Raw genomic sequence first — 20,496 nt, forward strand, 5'->3', positions numbered from 1 at the left:
CCTAATCAGCCAATGGGCTCCCTACTCGCTAGGGAAATTAATTGATTGGAAACAGTAAAGGAATGTGAGACTTGTTAGGCGGAATTCCCCTCCCTCTCCCTACTCGCTAGGGAAATTAATTGATTGGAAACTCAGAATAAAAACACTATAAGAAGGATTAAACCCCTTCTTATTTTCTTTACTCCCTACTCGCTAGGGAAATTAGAAGATGCGCTGAAGCGCAACAACTACCTCCTAGGGAAATTAATTCATTAGAAACATTAGATTATTGTAAAAATCCTCATTGATTGGAAACGTCAACCTAATTCGTAATTCGTAATTCGTAATTCATACTCGCTAGGAAAATTAATTGATTCCGATCGCACTAAAAAAAAGCCCCAGTTTTTACTAGGGCTTTAGTGGTTATAGCAGTCGCCAGACCTATTAGGACAAAGAGTGATGCAGCAAAGCTAGACGGTGAAGTCTTTTTATCCGGTGTTCCCTCCCCCCCTAGCCCCCCGTGCACGGGGGGCTAGGGGGGGCTGTTCCCTGCTATAAATATGGTTAGGTGTAGAAATAGGGCTTGCTGAAAAAAGATGAAAAGCCGAGAAAGTCTGGAGGAGGAGAGGGCAGAAAGGGATAATGGTGCAAGGAATTAGTGACAAAAAGTTAATTCAGATTTTATTGACCTTTGCCTCCAGATTTGCTTTTAGCAAAATAAGTCTGAAACATTGCCTTAGCAATAGGAGCGGCGGATTTAGATCCATAACCCCCATTTTCCACCACGACCGCGATCGCAATTTCTGGATTTTGGGCGGGGCCAAAAGCCACATATAGGGAGTGATCGGTTTGTCCCGATACCTCCGAAGTTCCGGTTTTACCCCCCGTCAGAGGAATTGAACCATCATTCATCCCTTGACCCGTCCCGTACTCAACCACAGAAATGAGTCCATCCTTAATCACCTGAATCGCTTCGGGTTTCAGTCCCGTCGGTTCCGGTTTAGCTGCCGGGGTCTGGGTCAAATCCGCCAAAAGATGGGGTTTAACCCGATATCCACCATTAGCGATCGCGGCTACCATCACCGCCAACTCCAATGGAGTTGCTAATACAGTCCCTTGACCAATCGACATGGTGACCGTATCCCCTAAATACCAAGGTTCCCCATAGGTTTTTTCCTTATCCTCTGGGGTGGGGATAAATCCCTCTGAGCCTTCGGGCAACCCTAAAAGTTTTAAACTGTTGTTCTCAATCCCTAAACGTTTCCCCCACTCGGCGATCGCTTCCGGGCCTACAGCCATCCCCAATTGATAATAAAACGTATTACTACTAAAGGCGAGGGCATCTCTAAAACCAATCACCCCGTAACCCCCACTATGTTCGTTAAAGGTAATTCCCCCCACCGTAATCGAAGGGTATGTACCAATCACTGAGTCTGGACTAAATTTACCCGAACCCATAGCCGCGGCTGAGGAGACAATTTTGAAGGTACTCCCCGGTGGATATCCTTGCAAAGCGCGATTTAAAAACGGATCATCTCCATTTTGGAGTTCTTCCCATTGTTTTTGGCTAATGGGTTTAGTAAAAATATTGGGATCAAATCGGGGACTACTGGCCATAGCCAGAATTTCTCCGGTTTTGGCATTTAAGGCCACCGCTGCCCCCCGACGATCTCCCAGGGCGGCTTCGGCGGTTTTTTGTAAATCTAAATCGAGGGTTAATCTCACATTTTCTCCCCCTTTAGATTCGTTATCGCCCAATTCCCGTAATTCTTGGTTCATGCTATTGACTTCAATCAAGCGGGAACCCCAAACCCCTGAGAGTTTCTGATTGGCTTGGGCTTCAATCCCTAACTGTCCCACAACCATCCCCATCGGCCATTGCGGGTGTTTTTTCAAATCCTCGGCGGTGGCTTCACCAATATAACCAAGGATCTGTGAAGCTAAGTTTCCTTCGGGGTAATAACGGTTAGATTCGCTTCTGACTTCCACGCCGGGTAAGGATTTTTCTCCTAACCAAATAAAGGCTTGGGGGGTCAAAAACTGACTAATTCTGACGGAGGCTCCAGATTGATATCCAACTTTTTCAATCGAGGCTAAAATTCGTTCAGGAGTTATATTAATGATTGGACTGAGGATTTTGGCAATTTTTTCCCATTCCTGGGGGGTATGTTCATTCGGCCAAACATATAAAGCCTGGGTGAGACGATTGGCGGCTAATTGTTTATCATTGCGGTCTAAAATATAACCCCGATTTGAGGGAATCGGAATCATGCGAATCCGGTTTTGATCGGCTCGATCTCGGTTCTTCTGACCATCTACCACTTGCAGTTGCACTAACCGAAAAGAATGCACACCCATGGCTAGAGTTGTGAGTAACATTAAAAAAACCGCACGATAGAGGGGACGAATTTCTCGTTTTTGATTGGCTCGCCAGGAAATTTCTGTTTGACGATCATCCCGATTCCGACCCCAAGAATAATTAGTTTCCATAATTCTCCAAATTTTAAAATAGATTGTTATTGTGGGTTGACTTTAACCCTAGTTTAATCTTCCAAGCACCAAGAGAGTAGGACTAATAGTACGACTAAACTGATCGAATTGGGTAAGTGTAGTCCTGTAATCACATCAATGATAGAGAAAATTCCTTCCTCCATGACCAGAACTGCCAAAAACATAATTAAAAAAGTGAATATTAACAGCATATTAATTAGGAAAACTTATCTTGCAAGGGTCAATTCGGAAATCCGAACCTGAAAAGAATACATTGTACATCCGATCAAAATACCGTCATCCCCTAAAATGGGAGTAGTAGTCTGTATAACAATAACGGGTTATTAATCAATGCTCAAGACCCTTCAACATGACTTCAGCATTATCTTTGAACGTGATCCTGCTGCTCGCAACTGGTTAGAAGTTATCTTCTGCTATCCCGGTCTTCAGGCTTTATTATTCCACCGCCTAGCACACGGGTTATATGGTTTTGGGCTTCCCTTTATCCCCCGTCTAATTTCCCATCTGGCTCGGTTTCTGACGGGAATCGAAATTCATCCTGGGGCTGTGATTGGTAAGGGCGTATTCATCGATCATGGTATGGGAGTTGTGATTGGTGAGACGGCTATTTTAGGGGATTTTTGCCTGATTTATCAAGGCGTCACCCTGGGAGGCACAGGAAAAGAAAGCGGTAAACGCCATCCCACCCTGGGGGAAAATGTGGTGGTCGGCGCCGGAGCCAAGGTTTTAGGTAATATTCAATTGGGGGAGAATGTTCGGATTGGGGCCGGATCGGTGGTTCTGCGGGATGTTCCTGCTAATTGTACCGTGGTCGGGATTCCGGGTAGGATTGTCTATCGCTCTGGGGTGCGGATTGATCCCCTCGAACATGGCAGTCTCCCTGACTCGGAGGCGCAGGTGATTCGGATGTTAGTAGATCGGATTGAACTATTGGAACAACAAGTACAGTCCCTACAACAGCAATCCTCTGTGGCTCAAAATCAACTCGAAGCGGCTCTGAAATTAGAATACTGTCCCAACCCCGATAGGTTATCGGTTCAGGAACAAACCACCCATTATGGTCAGGAATACTCGGTTTCGACGGCTACCCATTGTCGGATAAAAGATAGAACTATTCAACAATTTTTAGATGGTGCTGGGATTTAATTCTTGTTGTAGTGCGGTTTTAACTTGCTCAAATTCAGTTTGAATTTGGGCATATATTTTTTCGGCTTCAGATTGAGATAGGGGATTTTGAGTTTGATTACATTGACGGGCTAGGGTTTCTAATTTTTGACAGTATTCCGATAATCCAAAAGCACCGAGGGTTCCACTAATAGATTTTAAAGAATGGGCCGCAGGTTGTAAAGTCTCAGCGTCTATTTTGTCGATGGCTTTGGCAATATTTTCTAACAGTTCGGGGGCGGTATCAAAGTAAATTTCAATTACTTCTTCTAGGGCTTCTACCTCTCGTAATCCTTGTAAAACTTTAGCATCTAAAATCAGTGGATTTAAAGTTGAATTTGAGGGGTTATAGGGGGTAAATTCAGTATCTAAATTTGGGGTTGGGTTGACTAGGGGCTGACATTTACTTAAAACATTGATCAATTGTTCTATGCGAATTGGTTTACTAATATAGTCATCCATACCCGCACTAATACATTCATTGCGATCGCTTTCCATTGCATTGGCGGTTACTGCTATAATTCTCGGTCGCATCGGTTGAGATTTCTCGGAATTGCCATATAGTTTTTGAATCTGACGAGACGCTTCTAACCCATCCATTTCGGGCATTTGCATATCCATTAAAATCACATCATAGGGTTGACGACGCAAGGCTTCTAAGACTTCAAAACCATTCCCGGCCACATCTGCCCGATATCCCATTCGTTGTAAAATTTGTAATGCTACTTTTTGATTAACTAGATGATCTTCTGCTAATAGAATTCTCAGGGGTAATTTTTCAGCTAGTAAAGGAATATCCTGGGATGATCGCAATGTTCCGCGATTTCGACTGTGTAAATAGGTTTGACTCTGGACATGAACTTCTAAAGGTTCCTTTCCTAAAATATTAATTAAAACGTTATAAAGCTGGGATTGTTTAATTGGTTTATTTAAACAAGCTGCGATCTCCATAGATTTAGATTTACTTAATTTTTCTCCTCCCACAGATGTTAATAAAATTAAGGGTAACTTTTTATGGGAAGGTAATTGACGAATTTGTTTGGCTAAAGTTAACCCGTCCATCAATGCCATTTCCATTTCAATAATTGCAATATCAAATTGTTTATGCTGCAACCATTCCAGTGCCTTAACCCCATTTCTAACTGTTCGGCTGGACATTCCCCAGGCTTGAGTTTGTAGCTTTAACATTTGTCTACTGCTGGCATTATCATCGACAATTAATAACCGTTTTCCAGCTAATTTATTCAGGGTTGACCATTCAGGAGATAAATTAGAACAGGACTCAGTAATAACGCTAAAATAAAAGGTTGAACCCTGACGATTTTGTTTAATTTTTTCGGTTTTATGCTCATCTTCATCTAACAGACAAAAGGAATCTAATGATTGTTCAAGTTTGAAATTTACCGGGGGATCTCCCGCAGTCGCCCCTTGACTTTCTACCCACATCTTGCCTCCCATGAGTTCCGCCAATCGTTTACTAATCGCTAATCCTAAACCTGTGCCACCATATTGACGATTAATTGAAGAATCTACCTGACTAAAAGATTGAAAAAGTCGATCCATTCTATTAGCGGGAATCCCTATTCCCGTATCTTGAACAGCAAATTTAATTTCATATAAAGAACAGGATATTGAAGAATTTATAGAACTTTCTTTCTCGGGTTGTTTTTCCCTAATTTTACTAGAATAAATATTAGAATCATTGAGTTTTTCGGCTGTAACGGATACAACGACTTCTCCATTGTCTGTAAACTTCACCGCATTACTTAAAAGATTAACTAAAACTTGACGTAATCTCGCCATATCCCCAATAATTTGGGTAGGTATACAAGGATCAATTAAATATGCTAAATCCAGGTTTTTACTGGCTGCTTTAGTGATCAATAAATCTAAGGATTCTTCAATACAAGTTCTTAAATAAAAGGGATGATTTTCTAAATCTAGTTTTCCCGATTCAATTTTAGAAAAATCTAAAATATCATTAATTAAAGAGAGTAAAGCATCACTACTACTGCGAATGGTTTCCACAAAATCCTGCTGCATGGGAGTTAGGGCAGTATCTAATAATAATCCTGTCATCCCAATCACCGCATTCATCGGAGTCCGAATTTCATGACTCATAGTAGCTAAAAATTCACTTTTTGCCCGGGTTGCTGCTAAGGCTTGATCCCTTGCCTTGGCTAAAGCACTAGCGGTTTCTTGACGTTCAATTTCACTGCCAATCCATTGTGCCATTAATTTTAATAAATCTCGATCTACGGCTTGAAACGGCTCTGATAAGGCTTGAGAACTCCAAAAACAGAGGGTTCCATAAACCTCTGCATCTACAATTACTGGAGTCCCCATATAGGCTGCAATGGGGAAAATATTATGGGCGGGACAAAAGGGCAAACCAGAAAATTTTATTGATTCAAAATAAAGGGGTTGTTTGGCGTTAATTGTGACTTGACAAAAGGTATCTTCTAGTTTATAAATTTGTCCGGTTTGAATAGATTGATCGGGGGCAATTACGGCTCTTATTTTATAAGAATAACTATCTTCTTGACCATCTTCTTTTGAGATAATATCATTGATTTTAACCTCGGATAAAATGCCATATTCTAACCCAAATTTAGTACAGCCCAATTCTAAAATTGCTTGTAGTCGAGTTTCAAAGGTGAAGTCCTGAGAAGAAGTAATTTGATATAGGGTTCTAATGGAAGATTCACTATCTTGTAGTTGTTGTTCCCGTTGTTTCCGTTCGGTAATATCTCGGGATACCCCAATAATTTCATACACACTTCCGGTGGTGGCATCTCGAATGGAACTACTGGTGGTTTCAAACCAAATATAATCGCCGTTTTTGTGACAAATTCTATATTCAATTGTGTAGATAACATTTTGTTGTAAAATGATTTTATAGGCTTTAATAATTACATCTAAATCATCGGGATAGATAAAACGGGGTAACTGATTTCCGATTAATTCTTCCGGTTCATATCCTAATAAACTACGACAGGCCGGAGACGCATATAAAAATACTCCTTCGGGAGAATGACGGGTAATCATATCCGTTGAATTTTCCGCCATTAATCTATAGCGTTGCTCACTTTCTTGACCTTGAACTTGGGCATCTGCTAGGGCTTGCAACATTCCATTAATTGCTTCGGCTAAACTTGATAATTCATCCTTACCCGTCGCCTCAATTCTCAAACTCAAATTTCCCGTTTCCCGAATTTCATTCACAGAATTATTCAGATGGGTGAGTCGAGAAAGCACTAATTTTTCTAACAATAATAGGGTGATGCCTCCAAAAATCAACCCAACCACTAATAAAAATAAGGTGAAATAGGCTAAGGTTGTCTGACCTTGTTGATAAATAGGACGACGAACTTGAACTTGTAACAGTAATTTGGGTTTCCCATAAATATCTGCTATAGTGGCGGATGCGATCGCTGTTTCTATACTCAAAGATTGCAACTGAATAGCATTAGGATCAATAATTGTTTCAGTATAGGGTTGCAGTTGCGGAGACAATAGAATCGGACTACTAGCCATTTCTTCAACAATAGGATTCAAACTCAAAGACTGTTGGCTAATTTCCTGTAATCTTTGAATTTCTGAGGGGTCAAGATAACGTCCTAAAATCAAGACTCCTCGACTGGGCCCCGATGCGGAACTGGTCAAAATTGGCCGTGAAACAATCAGTAATGGATTTTCTGGTAAAACAATAATTCCTTGACGGGCAACGGGAGTTAAATCGGGTTGTTTGAGACTGGCTAAAAGGGGACTATTTAAGGCAAGATGGGGGGAAAGACTTGGGGGAATCGGTGTTTCCTGATGGCGTTGGGAATCAAATCCTTTACTAAAAACAATTTTACCTTGAGAATTAATCAGAATCAATAAATTGAGTCGGAGGTCGGCAAAGGTAGTATCAACTAAATTAGAAGCAATATATTGATAGTTGTGAACATCAATAAAGCTATAGGTATCATCCCATTTTGCTTGATCCTGAGCAATTAAGTCTAAACTATCTAAATCATCATTAATCGCATTTAAAGCCTGAATAATATCTTGACGGACATACTGACTTTCCAATTGACTAAAATCATGCACTAACAGTAAGGAGGCACTAATATACATTGCCACGATTAACCCAATCAGGGCTGCACCAATAATCATCAGTGTTTTTTTTCGCAATTTCATGGCGTGTGACCTTAAACGTGCTATTTGGTAGGAAACGAGGTTGTATTTACACCCACTTTCTCAAAACTATGATCCTGTACAACCGTAGAGTTCCTCAATCGGCAGTTACAATCCTTGCAACTGCTAAATGGGAATCCCACCTCCATCAATTCTATCTTTATAAGAAAAGTCTGGGAGATTGAAAACTCAGTGGCTTTAGACCACCAGATGAAAAGCGACCCAGGGGAATTTATTCCCCGTGAATATTCTCATGATTTATGTTAACATAGTATTAGGTCGAAAACAGGAAATTTTTATGATAGTTCTGGAATACAAGTGTAAAGGCAAACCCAATCAATATAAAGCGATTGATGAAGCAATTCGCACCACCCAATTCATTCGCAATAAAGCGATTCGGTATTGGATGGATAATTCAAGAGAATTAAAAATTGATAGATTTGCACTCAACAAATATTCCACAACTCTCAGGAATCAATTCCCCTTTGTTGCCAACCTAAATTCAATGGCAGTCCAATCCGCCGCCGAGCGAGGATGGACTGCCATTAGTCGTTTTTACGACAATTGTAAGAAAAAGATTTCCGGTAAAAAAGGATATCCCAAATTCCAAAAAGATTGTCGTTCCGTTGAATATAAAACATCGGGATGGAAATTACACCCAACTAAAAGACAGATTACCTTTACCGATAAAAATGCCCCCCCCTAGCCCCCCCGTGCACGGGGGGTTTGGGGGGGGGTAAAGTTAAATTGTTGGGGAAATGGGATATCCAAACATACAATGTTAAAGATATTAAACGGGTGCGTTTAATTCGTCGTGCCGATGGATATTACGCACAATTTTGTCTGAATATTAATGTCACCGATATTCAACCCAAAACCGGAAAGGAAATAGGACTTGATGTTGGTATTGAGTCGTTTTACACAGACTCCAATGGATATCAAGAAGTTAATCCTAAGTTTTTGAGAAAAGCGGAGCAATCCATTAAAAAGTCTCAGAAACGGATCTATAAAAAAGTTAAGGGTTCATCGGGGAGACGGAAAGCTAGGAAAGTTTACAGTAAAAAACATTTGAAAGTAAGTAGACAACGGAATGAACACGCCAAGATAACGGCGCGTAACGTATGCACATCAAACGATGTAGTGGTCTATGAAGATTTAAGTGTTAGAAATTTAGTTAAAAACCATTGTTTGGCTAAATCAATTAGTGATGCCAGTTGGTATTTGTTTCGGAAATGGATAGAATATTTTGCAGCTAAGTTTGATAAGTTAGCAATTCCTGTTGCACCCCATTACACTTCCCAAAAATGTTCTAATTGTGGGGTAATAGTGAAAAAATCTCTATCAACCCGCACCCATATTTGTACTTGTGGATGTGAGTTGCATAGAGATACAAATGCCGCAATTAATATTCTTAATCTTGGTCAACAAGCTAGGGGAGGGCATCTCCAAAGTAACGCTAATGGACTAGAAACCTCTACTCCTCTTGATAAAAATCTGGTCGAGCAAGTGTCTAGGTTGAAGTTAGAATCTCAGTGTCTTCAGACCTGAGAGTGTCAATCTATCTTGCTTTTTGAAGTTCGTAGAGATAGGTCATTGGCGGTCTAAACAGAGGTTAAGGTTAAGAATAGTATTTTACTCCTAATTTGATTGATTTGTGTTGAAAAAATATAATTTTAATCTATTGATCACCAGATTTTGTATGAATAATTACATCAAGGTAAATATTTCTGAACAATTACCCACCCGGATAAAGAAACCGCAGTAAAAGCAAAAAATAAACCCATATTTATGCCAAGATGAAGGGGGCGCGCCCAGGTATTTTTAGGATTAATTTGGGTAGCACTCCAAGCCGATCCTAATACTAAACTTACCACAATTAATCCGGCACCTAGATGAATTGAATGCCCTAAACTCCCGTAATATCCAAGAGTACCCACTAAGCCAACGGTTAGTAAAATTAGGACTAAACTCACCATTACCCCACCTATAAGGTAATGAAAAGTTCTGAGTCCGTTAAGTCGAGGTTGTTGATTTTTTCGGGAATATAGCATCCATCCTCCTGTCATCGCTAACAATACATAAGCGAAGACAGAAAATCCCATCGACCAAGCCGCAATTTTCCATAACCACAAAAATGAGGGTAAATTCATAACACGGATTTTAACGGATTAAAGGGATTTGACGGATAAAGATTTTAACGGATGTTAATTTCAAGAATTACCATAATATTCTATGGCATAATCCTTAAACCGTTCTAAATCTTTTTGTAGGGTTGACTCCACTACTCCACCCAAAAATAAATTATCCATCAGTTGTCCTAAAATCCCAGGAATGGCATAAGAAACAGTTAATTTAACAATACTACTCCCATGACGATCATAAAACCTAATTGCTCCCCGATTCGGTAAACCATCTACTGATTCCCATTGAATAATTTGATTAGGAATTTGTTTTAAAATCCTTGATAACCAACTAAATTCCAAATTACCTGTGGCTAATTTCCAACGGGATAAATCAGGATTATCTTCTAAAATTTTAACTGAATCAATCCATTTCATCCAACGGGGCATTTGTTCCAAATCCGACCACAAAATCCAAGAGATATCAATGGGAACCGGAACTTCAACTTGCACACTATGTTCTAACCAATCAGCCATAATATTTACAAATTTATAAAGATTTTACCTAATTGAATTTGTAGTATTGCTATACAATGTGAATCCTAAATAATAATTAGCCAAAATCATAAATTTCAGGCTAATTATTAAGATAAAATCCTCAATTATCCAGCAACAACAGGGGAAGGTTTAAGATCGGAAAAGCTAGTTTCTAATATAGCCTTAGCCGCCTGTCGTCCTGAAATAGTTGCCCCTTCCATACTATCAATATAATCCTGTTGTGTGTAACTTCCGGCTAAAAAGAAATTAGCAACAGGAGTTTTTTGGGCCGGACGATAGGCGTCCATTCCAGGGGATTCTCGATATAAAGATTGAGCTAATTTAACCACACTATACCAGGTCATATTCAATTCCCTGGAACTAGGAAATAAATTATGAACTTGTTTTAAAACGTGCTGGGCAATTTCCTGATTATTTTGTTTAATAAAAGGATCTCCAGGGGTTAAAACTAACTGTAATAAAGATCCTTGTCCTTCTCGATAATAGTCCGCCGGACTGGATAAAGCTAAGTCAGAAAAACAGGAAAAATCCGCATCGGCTGTATATAATAAATTATCAATTCCGGCGGCTTCTTTAAGTTGTTGACGTTTTTGGGGATCATTTAATTCCGTCACCCAACCATCAAACCGCAGTTGTACCGTTGCCACGGGAACCGCTTCTAACTTATAAATATTGTCAAACTCCGACCATTTTCGCCAAGCGGTGGGAATCATTTTTTGTACCCCCGGAATATCCCCGGCGAAAACATAGGCATCGGCAATAATTGTTTCTTCAGTTTCTCCTTTGGCGACTACCATTCCCGTCAGATAAGTTTTACCTTCTATTTCTGAAAACTGTATTTCTCGAACTCGACGCCGGGTATGAATTTTCACACCTCTTTGTTCCAAATAATTCACAATAGGTTTATGCAAATATTCCGCCGGAGATCCTGTCAACATTCGCAACATAGATGCCTCTGTTTTGGTGGCAAAAAATAGGAAAATCGTTAACATACACCGAGCGGAAATATTCTCAGTATCAATAAATCCCAAGGCATAGGCAATCGGGTTCCACATCCGTTTTAGACTACCTTCAGAACCGCCATGACTGCGAAACCAGTCCGCAAAACTAACTCTATCTAACTCGCGGATAGTCCTCATCGCTCCTTTAAAGTCTACCAACCCTTGAACAATCGGGCTAGTCCCCAAAGCGATCGCATTTTGTAATTTATCAATCACCGAGAGTTGGGATGTGGTGAAAAACGCCTTCAACCCGTTAAAAGGCGCCCCGGTAATGAAGCGAAAGTCTAAACTGCCAGTTTTCCCCCCGGTATTGATAAAAATGTGGGTATGGTCTTTTAACCCAAGGTTGTCAATCGCCCCCACCTTTCTCATCAGTTCAAATAAGTTATAGTAGCAGCCAAAAAAGACGTGCAACCCCATTTCAATATGGTTGCCTTCCGGGTCTATCCAACTGCTAACTTTACCCCCGACAAAGGGACGGGATTCAAAAATCTCTACTTCGTGTCCGGCATCCACTAGGTCAATTGCCGTAGCCATGCCCGCTAAACCTGCTCCTGCGATCGCAACCCGCATTTGTTAGACTGCCCTTTATCTTAAGCGTTTGTTTACAGATTGTAACAAAAAGCGGGAATATTAAAAAGAGGGAGGTTGGGAGGGATCAATTCCTGGCAACTTCACACAGAATTAATATGAGTCTAGTTATCAATAACTTCAATAGATTATATGCTGGAAAAAATTAAAGATATTGCCACAACCTTAGCCCCTAGGTTAATTGAGATTCGTCGCCATATTCATGCCCATCCAGAACTCAGTGGTCAAGAATATCAAACCTCAGCTTATGTCGCCGGGGTTTTATCCTCCTGTGGGATTAAGGTACAAGAAGGTGTGGGGACAACGGGAGTCGTGGGAGAATTCAAGGGAAATACTACCAACCCCCGTTGGTTTGCTATTCGCACCGATATGGACGCTCTACCCATGACCGAATTAACCGGGTTAGAGTATGCCTCTCGACAGATGGGAGTGATGCACGCTTGCGGACATGACTTGCACACCACGTTAGGGTTAGGAACAGCGATGGTTTTATCTCATTTAGGTCAGAATTTTCCGGGCAAAGTGAGGTTTTTGTTTCAACCGGCGGAAGAAATTGCTAAAGGGGCAACCTGGATGGTACATGATAACGTCATGGAGGACGTGGCAGCGATTTTGGGGGTTCATGTCTTCCCCAGTATTCCCGCCGGATGTGTGGGACTGCGACAGGGGGCGTTAACGGCGGCGGCGGATGATTTGGAATTAACGATTATCGGAGAGTCGGGTCACGGGGCGCGACCCCATGAAGCTAAGGATGCGATTTGGATCGCGGCCCAGGTAATTACCATGTTACAACAGGCGATTAGTCGCACTCAAAACCCTTTAAGACCTGTGGTTTTATCCATTGGTCAAATTGTAGGCGGACGGGCACCTAATATTATTGCGGATCAGGTTAAACTATTAGGAACGGTGCGATCGCTTCATCCTGAAACCTACGCATCTTTACCGGGTTGGATAGAACAAATTGTTGCTAATATTTGCCAAATGTACGGGGCAAATTATGAGTTAAATTATCGTCGAGGTGTTCCCTCGGTGCAGAATGATCCGATGTTAACTAAAATTGTCGAAGAAAGTGTTAGAGAAGCATTTGGGTCTGGTGCGGTTTTGAATTTACCCGAACCCTCTTTAGGTGCAGAGGATTTTTCTGTCTATTTAGATTATGCACCCGGCATGATGTTTCGCTTAGGTGTCGGACACAAAAATAAACATAATTATCCCTTACATCATCCTAAGTTTGAAATTGATGAATCGGCAATTATTATGGGGGTGGTAACTTTAGCCTATTCTGCCTATAAATTTTGTCAAAAACAATTAGCAACGGAGAAGAATTAATCAATCGCAAAAATATCCGTTACCCAGTTATAGCAACCGCCAAGGCAGTTAGGACACCAGACGGATCTTGGAACCCAGACGGTGAAGTGATTTCCCCCGGTGTTCCCTCCCCCCCCCTAGCCTGCCGTGCACGGGAGGTTGGGGGGACTGTTCCCTGATCCGGCGTTCCCTCCCCCCCTAGCCCCCCGTGCACGGGGGGTTGGGGAGGCTGTTCCCTGCTATAAAATTCAGCTAACCTAAGTTTTTTCTAACCGCAGTTTCATAAATCAATTGATTCACTTTAACCGATTGTTCTAAATCAACCATGGGTTGAGGATAGTCAACGCCTAAAATTACCCTAAAGCGTTTTTGTTCAACGGGCAATAATTTCCAAGGTTGATGAACTTTTGACGGGGGTAAATCCTTTAATTCCGGCAGCCAATGTTTAATATAATCCCCATTGGGGTCATAATCTTGGGATTGTTTGAGAATATTAAAATAGCGAAATCCTCTGGCATCATTTCCCACTCCAGCGTTATAATTCCAGTTACCCCAATTGCTACACACATCATAATCAATTAACAAAGATTCAAACCATTCTGCCCCTCTTTGCCAATTAATTCCTAAATTTTTGGTGAGGAAACTGGCTACATTTTGCCGCCCTCGGTTTGACATAAATCCTGTTGTTAATAATTCCCGCATATTCGCATCTACTAAGGGAAAACCTGTGATTCCCCGTTGCCATTGTTCAAACTGTTTTGGATTGTCTTTCCAAGGAATAGAAATTCCTTGTAGACCCTGGGGATAAAATATTTTATTCCCATGTTTTAAAGCAATAAATTTAAAATAATCTCGCCATAATAATTCAAAAATTAACCAGTAAGTTGAATCGTTTTTTACCCGTTCTTTTTCGTAGGTTTGAACTGTATTATAAATTAGTCGGGGAGACAAACAACCTAATGCTAACCATGGGGAAAACTTAGAAGAATAATTTGCTCCTAACATTCCATTGCGGGTTTCTTTATAATTTTTGAGACAATCCTGTTCCCAAATATAATTTTTTAAACGGTCTAATCCTGCGGTTTCTCCACCTTGAAATTTCATCACTGACCGAGAATCAAAAACAGGTGTTTCTAAACCTAAATCTTGAATATTGGGTAAGTTTCCTGTTTCTATTTCAGGTAAATGGGGTAATTGTTTAGGAGAAGTAAAAAGACTATTGATAATTGATTGAGATTCAACTTGCTTTCTAAATTGAGTAAAAATTTCTGGAAGTTGAGGAATAGAAAAGGGTAAATCTGTTATAGAATAAAGTGTTGCACCCCAATAGGATTTAACCACAACTCCTAAAGCAGCTAAGGCAGTTTTTAAATTTTGTTCTATGCTTAATTCCTCGGAAGTGGCTTCTTGATAATAATAGACTGCATCAATATTGAGGATTTTAACTAATTCAGGAATAATTATTTCTGGCTTCCCTAGACGAAGGATTAAATCACTTCCTAACTTTCTGAAAGATTGACGTAAATCCGCAACGCTTTCCAATAAAAATTGAGTGCGAAATGCTCCCGTTTTGGGGAATCCATAGGAGGTTTGAGTAAACTGTCGAGGGTCAAAACAATACACAGGAATAATCTGTGCTTGAGTGTTTAATGCTGAGGATAAGGGTTGATGGTCATGTAGTCGTAAATCGTTTCGATACCAGATTAAAATTCGTTTTGGGGTCACAATGATTAGCCGTCTAAAGGGTTAAGTTCGTTTTAGTAGTCCGTCTGTTAGTCTAACTCACGGATTTACAAAACGTTACACTTAATCCATTTTAGCCGAATTCTCCAGGGGTTTGACAACTAACCAGCGTCCCGTTTTCGGGTCGCGGTAACTATTGTAGGGGTTAGAGCGCAATGGTTTGGGATAAACTTTCATAATCACCCTTCAAGTCCTTAACGGTTGAAAAAATAGAGATCAACTCAATAATTTAATTATTCCGTATTTTCCCGGTTAAATCAGGGACGCTCATCTCTAAAATTCTGTGATGATAACGTTCAATTTGAGTGACAATGAACATAGAAGCAAGCGAGAGCAGTCTAGGGGATCTTGTGATCTCGATCATTTAATTCTACGTTTACAGATTATTTATTCTCATTAATTGCTATGAAAACTAAAAAAAACTTTATTGTTATTGATACGGAAGGACAACCGATTTTAAGAGAATTAGCGATTGTTAATGATCAAGGAGAATTAATTTATGAAGCCTTTGTGGAAAATCATCCCCAAAGTCCTAAAATTGCCCATCTGACTAAACCGTTAAAATTACTTTTAACAGAATTTCTGGAAATTGCTCAATCTCAAATTATTATTTGTCATTATGCTCAACATGATATTGAAATCTTGCGAAATTCATTTAAAGCGGTGGGAATTTCTGCCCCTCAATTAGATTTTCAGTGTAGTTTTGAACTAGCTCAACGCTATTTACCGCAATTAAATAGTCATTCTTTAGAGGCTTTAAGTAAACATCTAAGACTTAAATTAGAGGGTCAATTTTTTATCAAAGATTCTGCCCATAGAGCTAAATATGATGCGTCATTTACCTATCAACTTTATAAACATATTGTGAATGAATTTCTTAAAAAAGAATTAAAAACCCAACCCAACCCTTTTGGAAACAGTCGTGTTGATACTCCCTTTCAGGATCACCCGGATTTTAGAGGGATTTTTGCCGAAGAATGCGATCGCTTAAAAGCTATTTTAGGGGATATTAAATTAGACTTCAATCATCAAACCAAAGGAGCAATTGTGATTGGGGAACCCGGGTCAGGAAAAACCCATCTAATGATGCGATTAGCCAAGGATTTATTAACTAAAAATAGATTATTATTTATCCGCCAACCCAATAATCCTGATACGGTTTTATTCCATACCTATAGTCGAATTTTAGAATCCTTAATCCAAATTGTTCCAAATAGTATTCATACTCAAATTGAGTATTTATTGGCTAATAGTTTTTCGGAAATTATTAAATCTACTGATAACTATTTTACCTCAAAAACCCAAAAAGACGAAAAGATATTACAACTGATTCAAGGGGGAAATTTAAAGCTATTTACCGACTTATCCCAAGCAGAAACCAAAACAAAACGGGAATTTTGGCAACATATTGAAAAACGGGCTTTGGAGTGGTGGAATAATAACTTTTCCGCCGCGGGTTACGCCCCTAAATTTTTACAAGGAATTGTGAAATTTTGTGGCTATACCGACTTTAACCGTCGTCAAATTATTACCCAATGGTTAGCAATGAATAATCTCCCTCAAGAAGAATTAGACCGGGTGGGTTTACCCTCCTGGGAAGATGAATTGAGCCGGGAGGAAGCATCTTTAGAAGCATTGAAGGTTTTGGGGTGTTTATCCCTCTTAGATGAACCTTTAATCATTGTTTTTGATCAGTTGGAGGGATTAGGATTAAAACACAATGAACGATTATTACACTGTTTTGGAACCGCGATTAAAGAGATTTTTACCCATGTTCCGAATAGTTTAATTATTTTAAACCTATTTCCTGATCGCTGGCAACAATTTAAACAGGTTTTTGATGGGTCAATTATTGATCGGGTATCCCAGTCCCAAGTGTTTCTTAATCGTCCTTCCAATCAAGAGTTAAAACAGTTATTGAATTTAAAATTACAAGGGTTAGATGTCACCCTAGATGATTTATTTGAAGTGGATGAAATTACTGCAATTTTAAATCATATTTCTATTCGGACAGTCTTAAATGTGGCGGCGGATTATTACCGCTATAAAGTCGATGGAATCCCTCTCCCAAAACATCAACTAATTCCAGTGTTACAAACCGATGAAAGTGATGTAGAAAGACGGTTAAAAAAGTTGGAAATTGAACTGGAACAAATGAAACAGGGAATGACTCAAATTGCGAAAATTTTTGGTGAGAAAAATCAGCAAAATTTAGAAATATTTAATGGGGAATTATTTGGATTTGTCCCCTCCTTTGATTCTGCGGCTAAACGTCAACTCAAAAATTATTTAAAGGCGCAACAAATTTGTTTAGAAGCTAATTTATCCAAGCCTAAAATTTTAACCGATAGTGATGATTTAGGTAAATTAATCACAATTTTAGAATCCTTAATGTTAGTGATTTCTCCCTTGAGTTTTGATATTTTACGTTTAGGAAAACGAGTCATTCCTGAACATTTAATTATTCAAACTCAAACCCATAGTTTTGTGGTGGGATTTTTACATTTAGGTGGAGCACCCTTTTTCCATCGGATGAAAAACTGGAATGAATTATTGGTTTTGAAACCCAATTTTAAATTTATTCTATGTCGAGATCAGAGCGATTATCCGATTAGTGGTGAGAAAAGTCTATTTGAGCTAGAAAAACTTCAACATTCTAAAAATGGAAAACTAATGCTTTGGAATCCAGACCATAGAGTTTTATTTGAGTTGTTTTATCAAATGATCCTAGATATTCAAAATTATGATTTAGAGATCAAGTTTGAGGAGGCTATGGAGTTTATTTTATCAGAATATCAGGATTATTGGCTATTTCAAAATATTACCAGAGATTTGAGTTAAAAACTATATCGCGGTACGGAACAGGGAATAGCCCCCCAAACCCCCCGTGCACGGGGGGCTAGGGGGGGGAGGGAATAGGGAATAGGGAATAGGACTTACGCACCAAAACTGGTTTCTGAACGAGAAATCACCGATTTCATCCGCAAAGTCAGGGCTAGAAACCCGGTTTCTTTGTTCTTGTCCGTAAGTCCTGTCTCCGTCAATCCGTTGATTTCGTTTTTATATCCCCAGATGATTCACTACACCCTTATTCAACCGTTACCGACTTGGCTAAATTCCGAGGTTGATCAACATCTAAACCCCGTCGTGCTGCAATATAATAAGCTAATAATTGCAGGGGAATTACGGTTAGAATCGGGGATAAAATTTCATCAACGATTGGAACAGCTAGAACATCATCAAAGGTTTCCTTAGCTTCGAGTTCTTCTATCGGTATCACCCCAATTAAACGGGCATCTCGCGCCTTAGCTTCTTGAGCATTAGAAATTACTTTTTCATACACATTTCCCGGCATGGCGATCGCCACTACGGGCACTTTTTCATCTAACAAAGCAATGGGGCCATGTTTCATTTCTCCCGCCGGATATCCCTCCGCATGAATGTAACTAATTTCTTTTAATTTTAATGCTCCTTCTAAAGCAATTGGAAAATTAATTCCGCGTCCTAAAAAGATAAAATCTTGGGTTTCATTAAAATCAGAGGCTAACTCCTCAATATATTTTTCTTGACTCTGTAATAACTGTTCCATTTGAGCCGGAAGTTGTCGTAAATCCTTGATAATTTCGAGTAACCGAGATTCGGGCAAACTTTGACGATGCCAAGCAATATCTAAAGCCAATAAATAAAAGGCAACTAATTGAGCGACAAAGGTTTTGGTTGCAGCCACCCCAATTTCAATTCCGGCTCTGGTATCAATAATATGGGGAACTAATTGGGCTAAAGAACTTTCAGGACGGTTGGTAATTCCTAATAGTTTAGGCGCGTATTTTGCCGGGGAATTTATCCGCCGTTGCTGTTCCATTGCCAAGGAAGCTAAGGTATCGGCCGTTTCTCCCGACTGTGTAACTCCAATTGTTAAAGTATGGGGTCGCAGGGGGATCGGTGCGTAACGAGCCTCAGAAGCATACTGTACCACCGTAGGAATATTTGCGATTTGTTCTAACAAATATTTCCCGACTAAACTGGCGTGCCAACTGGTTCCACAGGCTAGAATTTCAATTTGTTCTAAATCTTGATACCAGCTTGAAGGAACACTTAAATGAATTGGTGAAGGTCGTTTTTTGGCTTTAGATTTTTCAGTGGTTTTTTCCGGTTCTAGTTCCAATTCTGGATCTAAATAGGCTTGCAAACAATCCCGAACAACTCCCGGTTGTTCATGGATTTCCTTTAACATAAAATGTTTAAAAGCGTGCTTCTCAACTAAAGTCGGACTCAAATTAAGAATCCGAGGAACTTTATGTAAACGTTCTCCCGCAAAACTATAAACCTCTACACCTAAATGCGTTAAACGAGCCATTTCCCCATTTTCTAAACTTAAAATTGCTTGGGTATAGGGAACTAAAGCCGGGGTGTCGGAAGCACAGAAAAATTCTCCTTGACCTAAACCAATTGATAAAGGAGCTTGTTGACGAGCCACAATTAATTCATTGGGAGAATCTGCACATAAAACCGCGATCGCAAAGGCTCCTTCTAAACGATTAACAGTTTGACGCACAGCCTCTAAAAAAGATATTTTTTCAGAAGTTTGAGTTGCTAAAAAATCAGCAATTAAATGGGGAATTACTTCCGTATCCGTATCGGATTTAAACTCATAACCTTTGGCTTTTAATTCTTCTCGTAATTCCCGATAATTTTCCACAATCCCATTTTGAACAACGGCTACCCCTTCTTTCGGATCGAGGTGCGGATGGGCATTCCGTTCTTCCGGTTTGCCATGGGTTGCCCAGCGTGTATGACCAATCCCAATACTAGAGGGCATCTCAACATGGGCTAATTTTTCCCGAAGGTTATGGAGCTTTCCCTTAGCTCTAATAGAATGAATATTCCCTTCCCAAATTGTTGCTAAACCCGCCGAATCATAACCCCGATATTCCAGTTTTTCTAACCCGGACATGAGAATTTCACTGGCAACTCGAGTCCCAATATAACCAACAATTCCACACATGAATTAAAAACTCCTGTTTCAACGGGTCTTGTCTCGAATATTAATCCTAGTTTATCTTATCTTAGGCCCTGGTATAATGTTTGGCGATTAATTCTCTAACCAAAGGTAATAACTCCAAAGGAATTGGGCGGGTTTAGGGAGATAATTACTAATAATTAAAGACCCCCTACGGTCGAATTGTTAATCATTGTCAAATGCGATCGCATTTTTTTCACAAACTGTAGGGGCGGGTTCCGCAACAATATTCAATACTAACCCATAACCCATCTAAACCCGCCCTCTTAGAAGCGATCGCCCTTTATGATAAACAATCAACTTGATAGATGTAACAATT

At 39.9% G+C, this 20,496-nt stretch carries 10 protein-coding genes, 1 pseudogene and 1 CRISPR repeat array (1 of these 12 cut by a window edge); of the genes and pseudogenes, 4 read left to right on the plus strand and 7 right to left on the minus strand.

All coding sequences use genetic code 11. From position 1 onward, the window contains the following. Positions 1-131: a CRISPR direct-repeat array (repeat unit 36 nt; unit sequence CTCCCTACTCGCTAGGGAAATTAATTGATTGGAAAC) (it extends 915 nt beyond the left edge of the window). Between the two features lie 529 nt (positions 132-660). Then, positions 661-2,469: a penicillin-binding protein 2 gene (mrdA, locus tag NMG86_RS18810; RefSeq protein ID WP_026785647.1), complete on the minus strand. Its 1,809-nt coding sequence runs from the start codon at positions 2,467-2,469 to the stop codon at positions 661-663. A 351-nt stretch (positions 2,470-2,820) separates the two neighbouring features. Between mrdA and cysE the strand changes: the two genes are divergently transcribed. Then, complete coding sequence (gene cysE, locus NMG86_RS18815) at positions 2,821-3,636, plus strand: serine O-acetyltransferase (protein WP_026785646.1); 816 nt, start codon at positions 2,821-2,823, stop codon at positions 3,634-3,636. Here the strand turns inward: cysE and NMG86_RS18820 are convergent. Beyond that, positions 3,616-7,839: a response regulator gene (locus NMG86_RS18820; RefSeq protein ID WP_026796249.1), complete on the minus strand. Its 4,224-nt coding sequence runs from the start codon at positions 7,837-7,839 to the stop codon at positions 3,616-3,618. The genes cysE and NMG86_RS18820 overlap by 21 nt on opposite strands. A gap of 295 nt (positions 7,840-8,134) precedes the next feature. Here NMG86_RS18820 and NMG86_RS18825 point away from each other — a divergent pair. Continuing rightward, a pseudogene (locus tag NMG86_RS18825) lies at positions 8,135-9,384 on the plus strand (RNA-guided endonuclease InsQ/TnpB family protein). Between the two features lie 164 nt (positions 9,385-9,548). On the opposite strand, the gene NMG86_RS18830 reads toward NMG86_RS18825, so the two are convergent. From NMG86_RS18830 to zds, 3 genes are all read right to left on the minus strand, one after another. Next, positions 9,549-9,986 carry a DUF4079 domain-containing protein gene (locus tag NMG86_RS18830; protein WP_026796252.1) on the minus strand — a complete coding sequence of 146 codons (438 nt, stop codon included), beginning with the start codon at positions 9,984-9,986 and terminating at the stop codon, positions 9,549-9,551. Positions 9,987-10,046: 60 nt separating this feature from the next. Continuing rightward, positions 10,047-10,493, minus strand: a complete 447-nt coding sequence (locus tag NMG86_RS18835; protein WP_026796253.1) for an SRPBCC family protein — start codon at positions 10,491-10,493, stop codon at positions 10,047-10,049. A gap of 125 nt (positions 10,494-10,618) precedes the next feature. Next, positions 10,619-12,088: a 9,9'-di-cis-zeta-carotene desaturase gene (gene zds, locus NMG86_RS18840; protein ID WP_026796254.1), complete on the minus strand. Its 1,470-nt coding sequence runs from the start codon at positions 12,086-12,088 to the stop codon at positions 10,619-10,621. Positions 12,089-12,238: 150 nt separating this feature from the next. Between zds and NMG86_RS18845 the strand changes: the two genes are divergently transcribed. Next, positions 12,239-13,435, plus strand: a complete 1,197-nt coding sequence (locus NMG86_RS18845) for a M20 family metallopeptidase (RefSeq protein WP_026796255.1) — start codon at positions 12,239-12,241, stop codon at positions 13,433-13,435. Between the two features lie 231 nt (positions 13,436-13,666). Here the strand turns inward: NMG86_RS18845 and NMG86_RS18850 are convergent, their stop codons facing one another. Then, positions 13,667-15,139 (minus strand): DASH family cryptochrome, encoded by a 1,473-nt coding sequence (locus NMG86_RS18850; RefSeq protein ID WP_026796093.1) that lies wholly within the window; start codon positions 15,137-15,139, stop codon positions 13,667-13,669. 423 nt (positions 15,140-15,562) lie between these two features. Between NMG86_RS18850 and NMG86_RS18855 the strand changes: the two genes are divergently transcribed. Next, complete coding sequence (locus NMG86_RS18855) at positions 15,563-17,998, plus strand: exonuclease domain-containing protein (RefSeq protein ID WP_026796256.1); 2,436 nt, start codon at positions 15,563-15,565, stop codon at positions 17,996-17,998. Positions 17,999-18,245: 247 nt separating this feature from the next. On the opposite strand, the gene glmS is transcribed toward NMG86_RS18855, so the two are convergent. Further along, entirely contained in the window at positions 18,246-20,162 is a 1,917-nt protein-coding gene (glmS, locus tag NMG86_RS18860) for a glutamine--fructose-6-phosphate transaminase (isomerizing) (protein WP_026796257.1), read from the minus strand. Positions 20,163-20,496: the final 334 nt, after the last annotated feature.

It is taken from the genome of Planktothrix rubescens CCAP 1459/22, assembly GCA_904830895.1.
Classification (GTDB): domain Bacteria; phylum Cyanobacteriota; class Cyanobacteriia; order Cyanobacteriales; family Microcoleaceae; genus Planktothrix; species Planktothrix agardhii.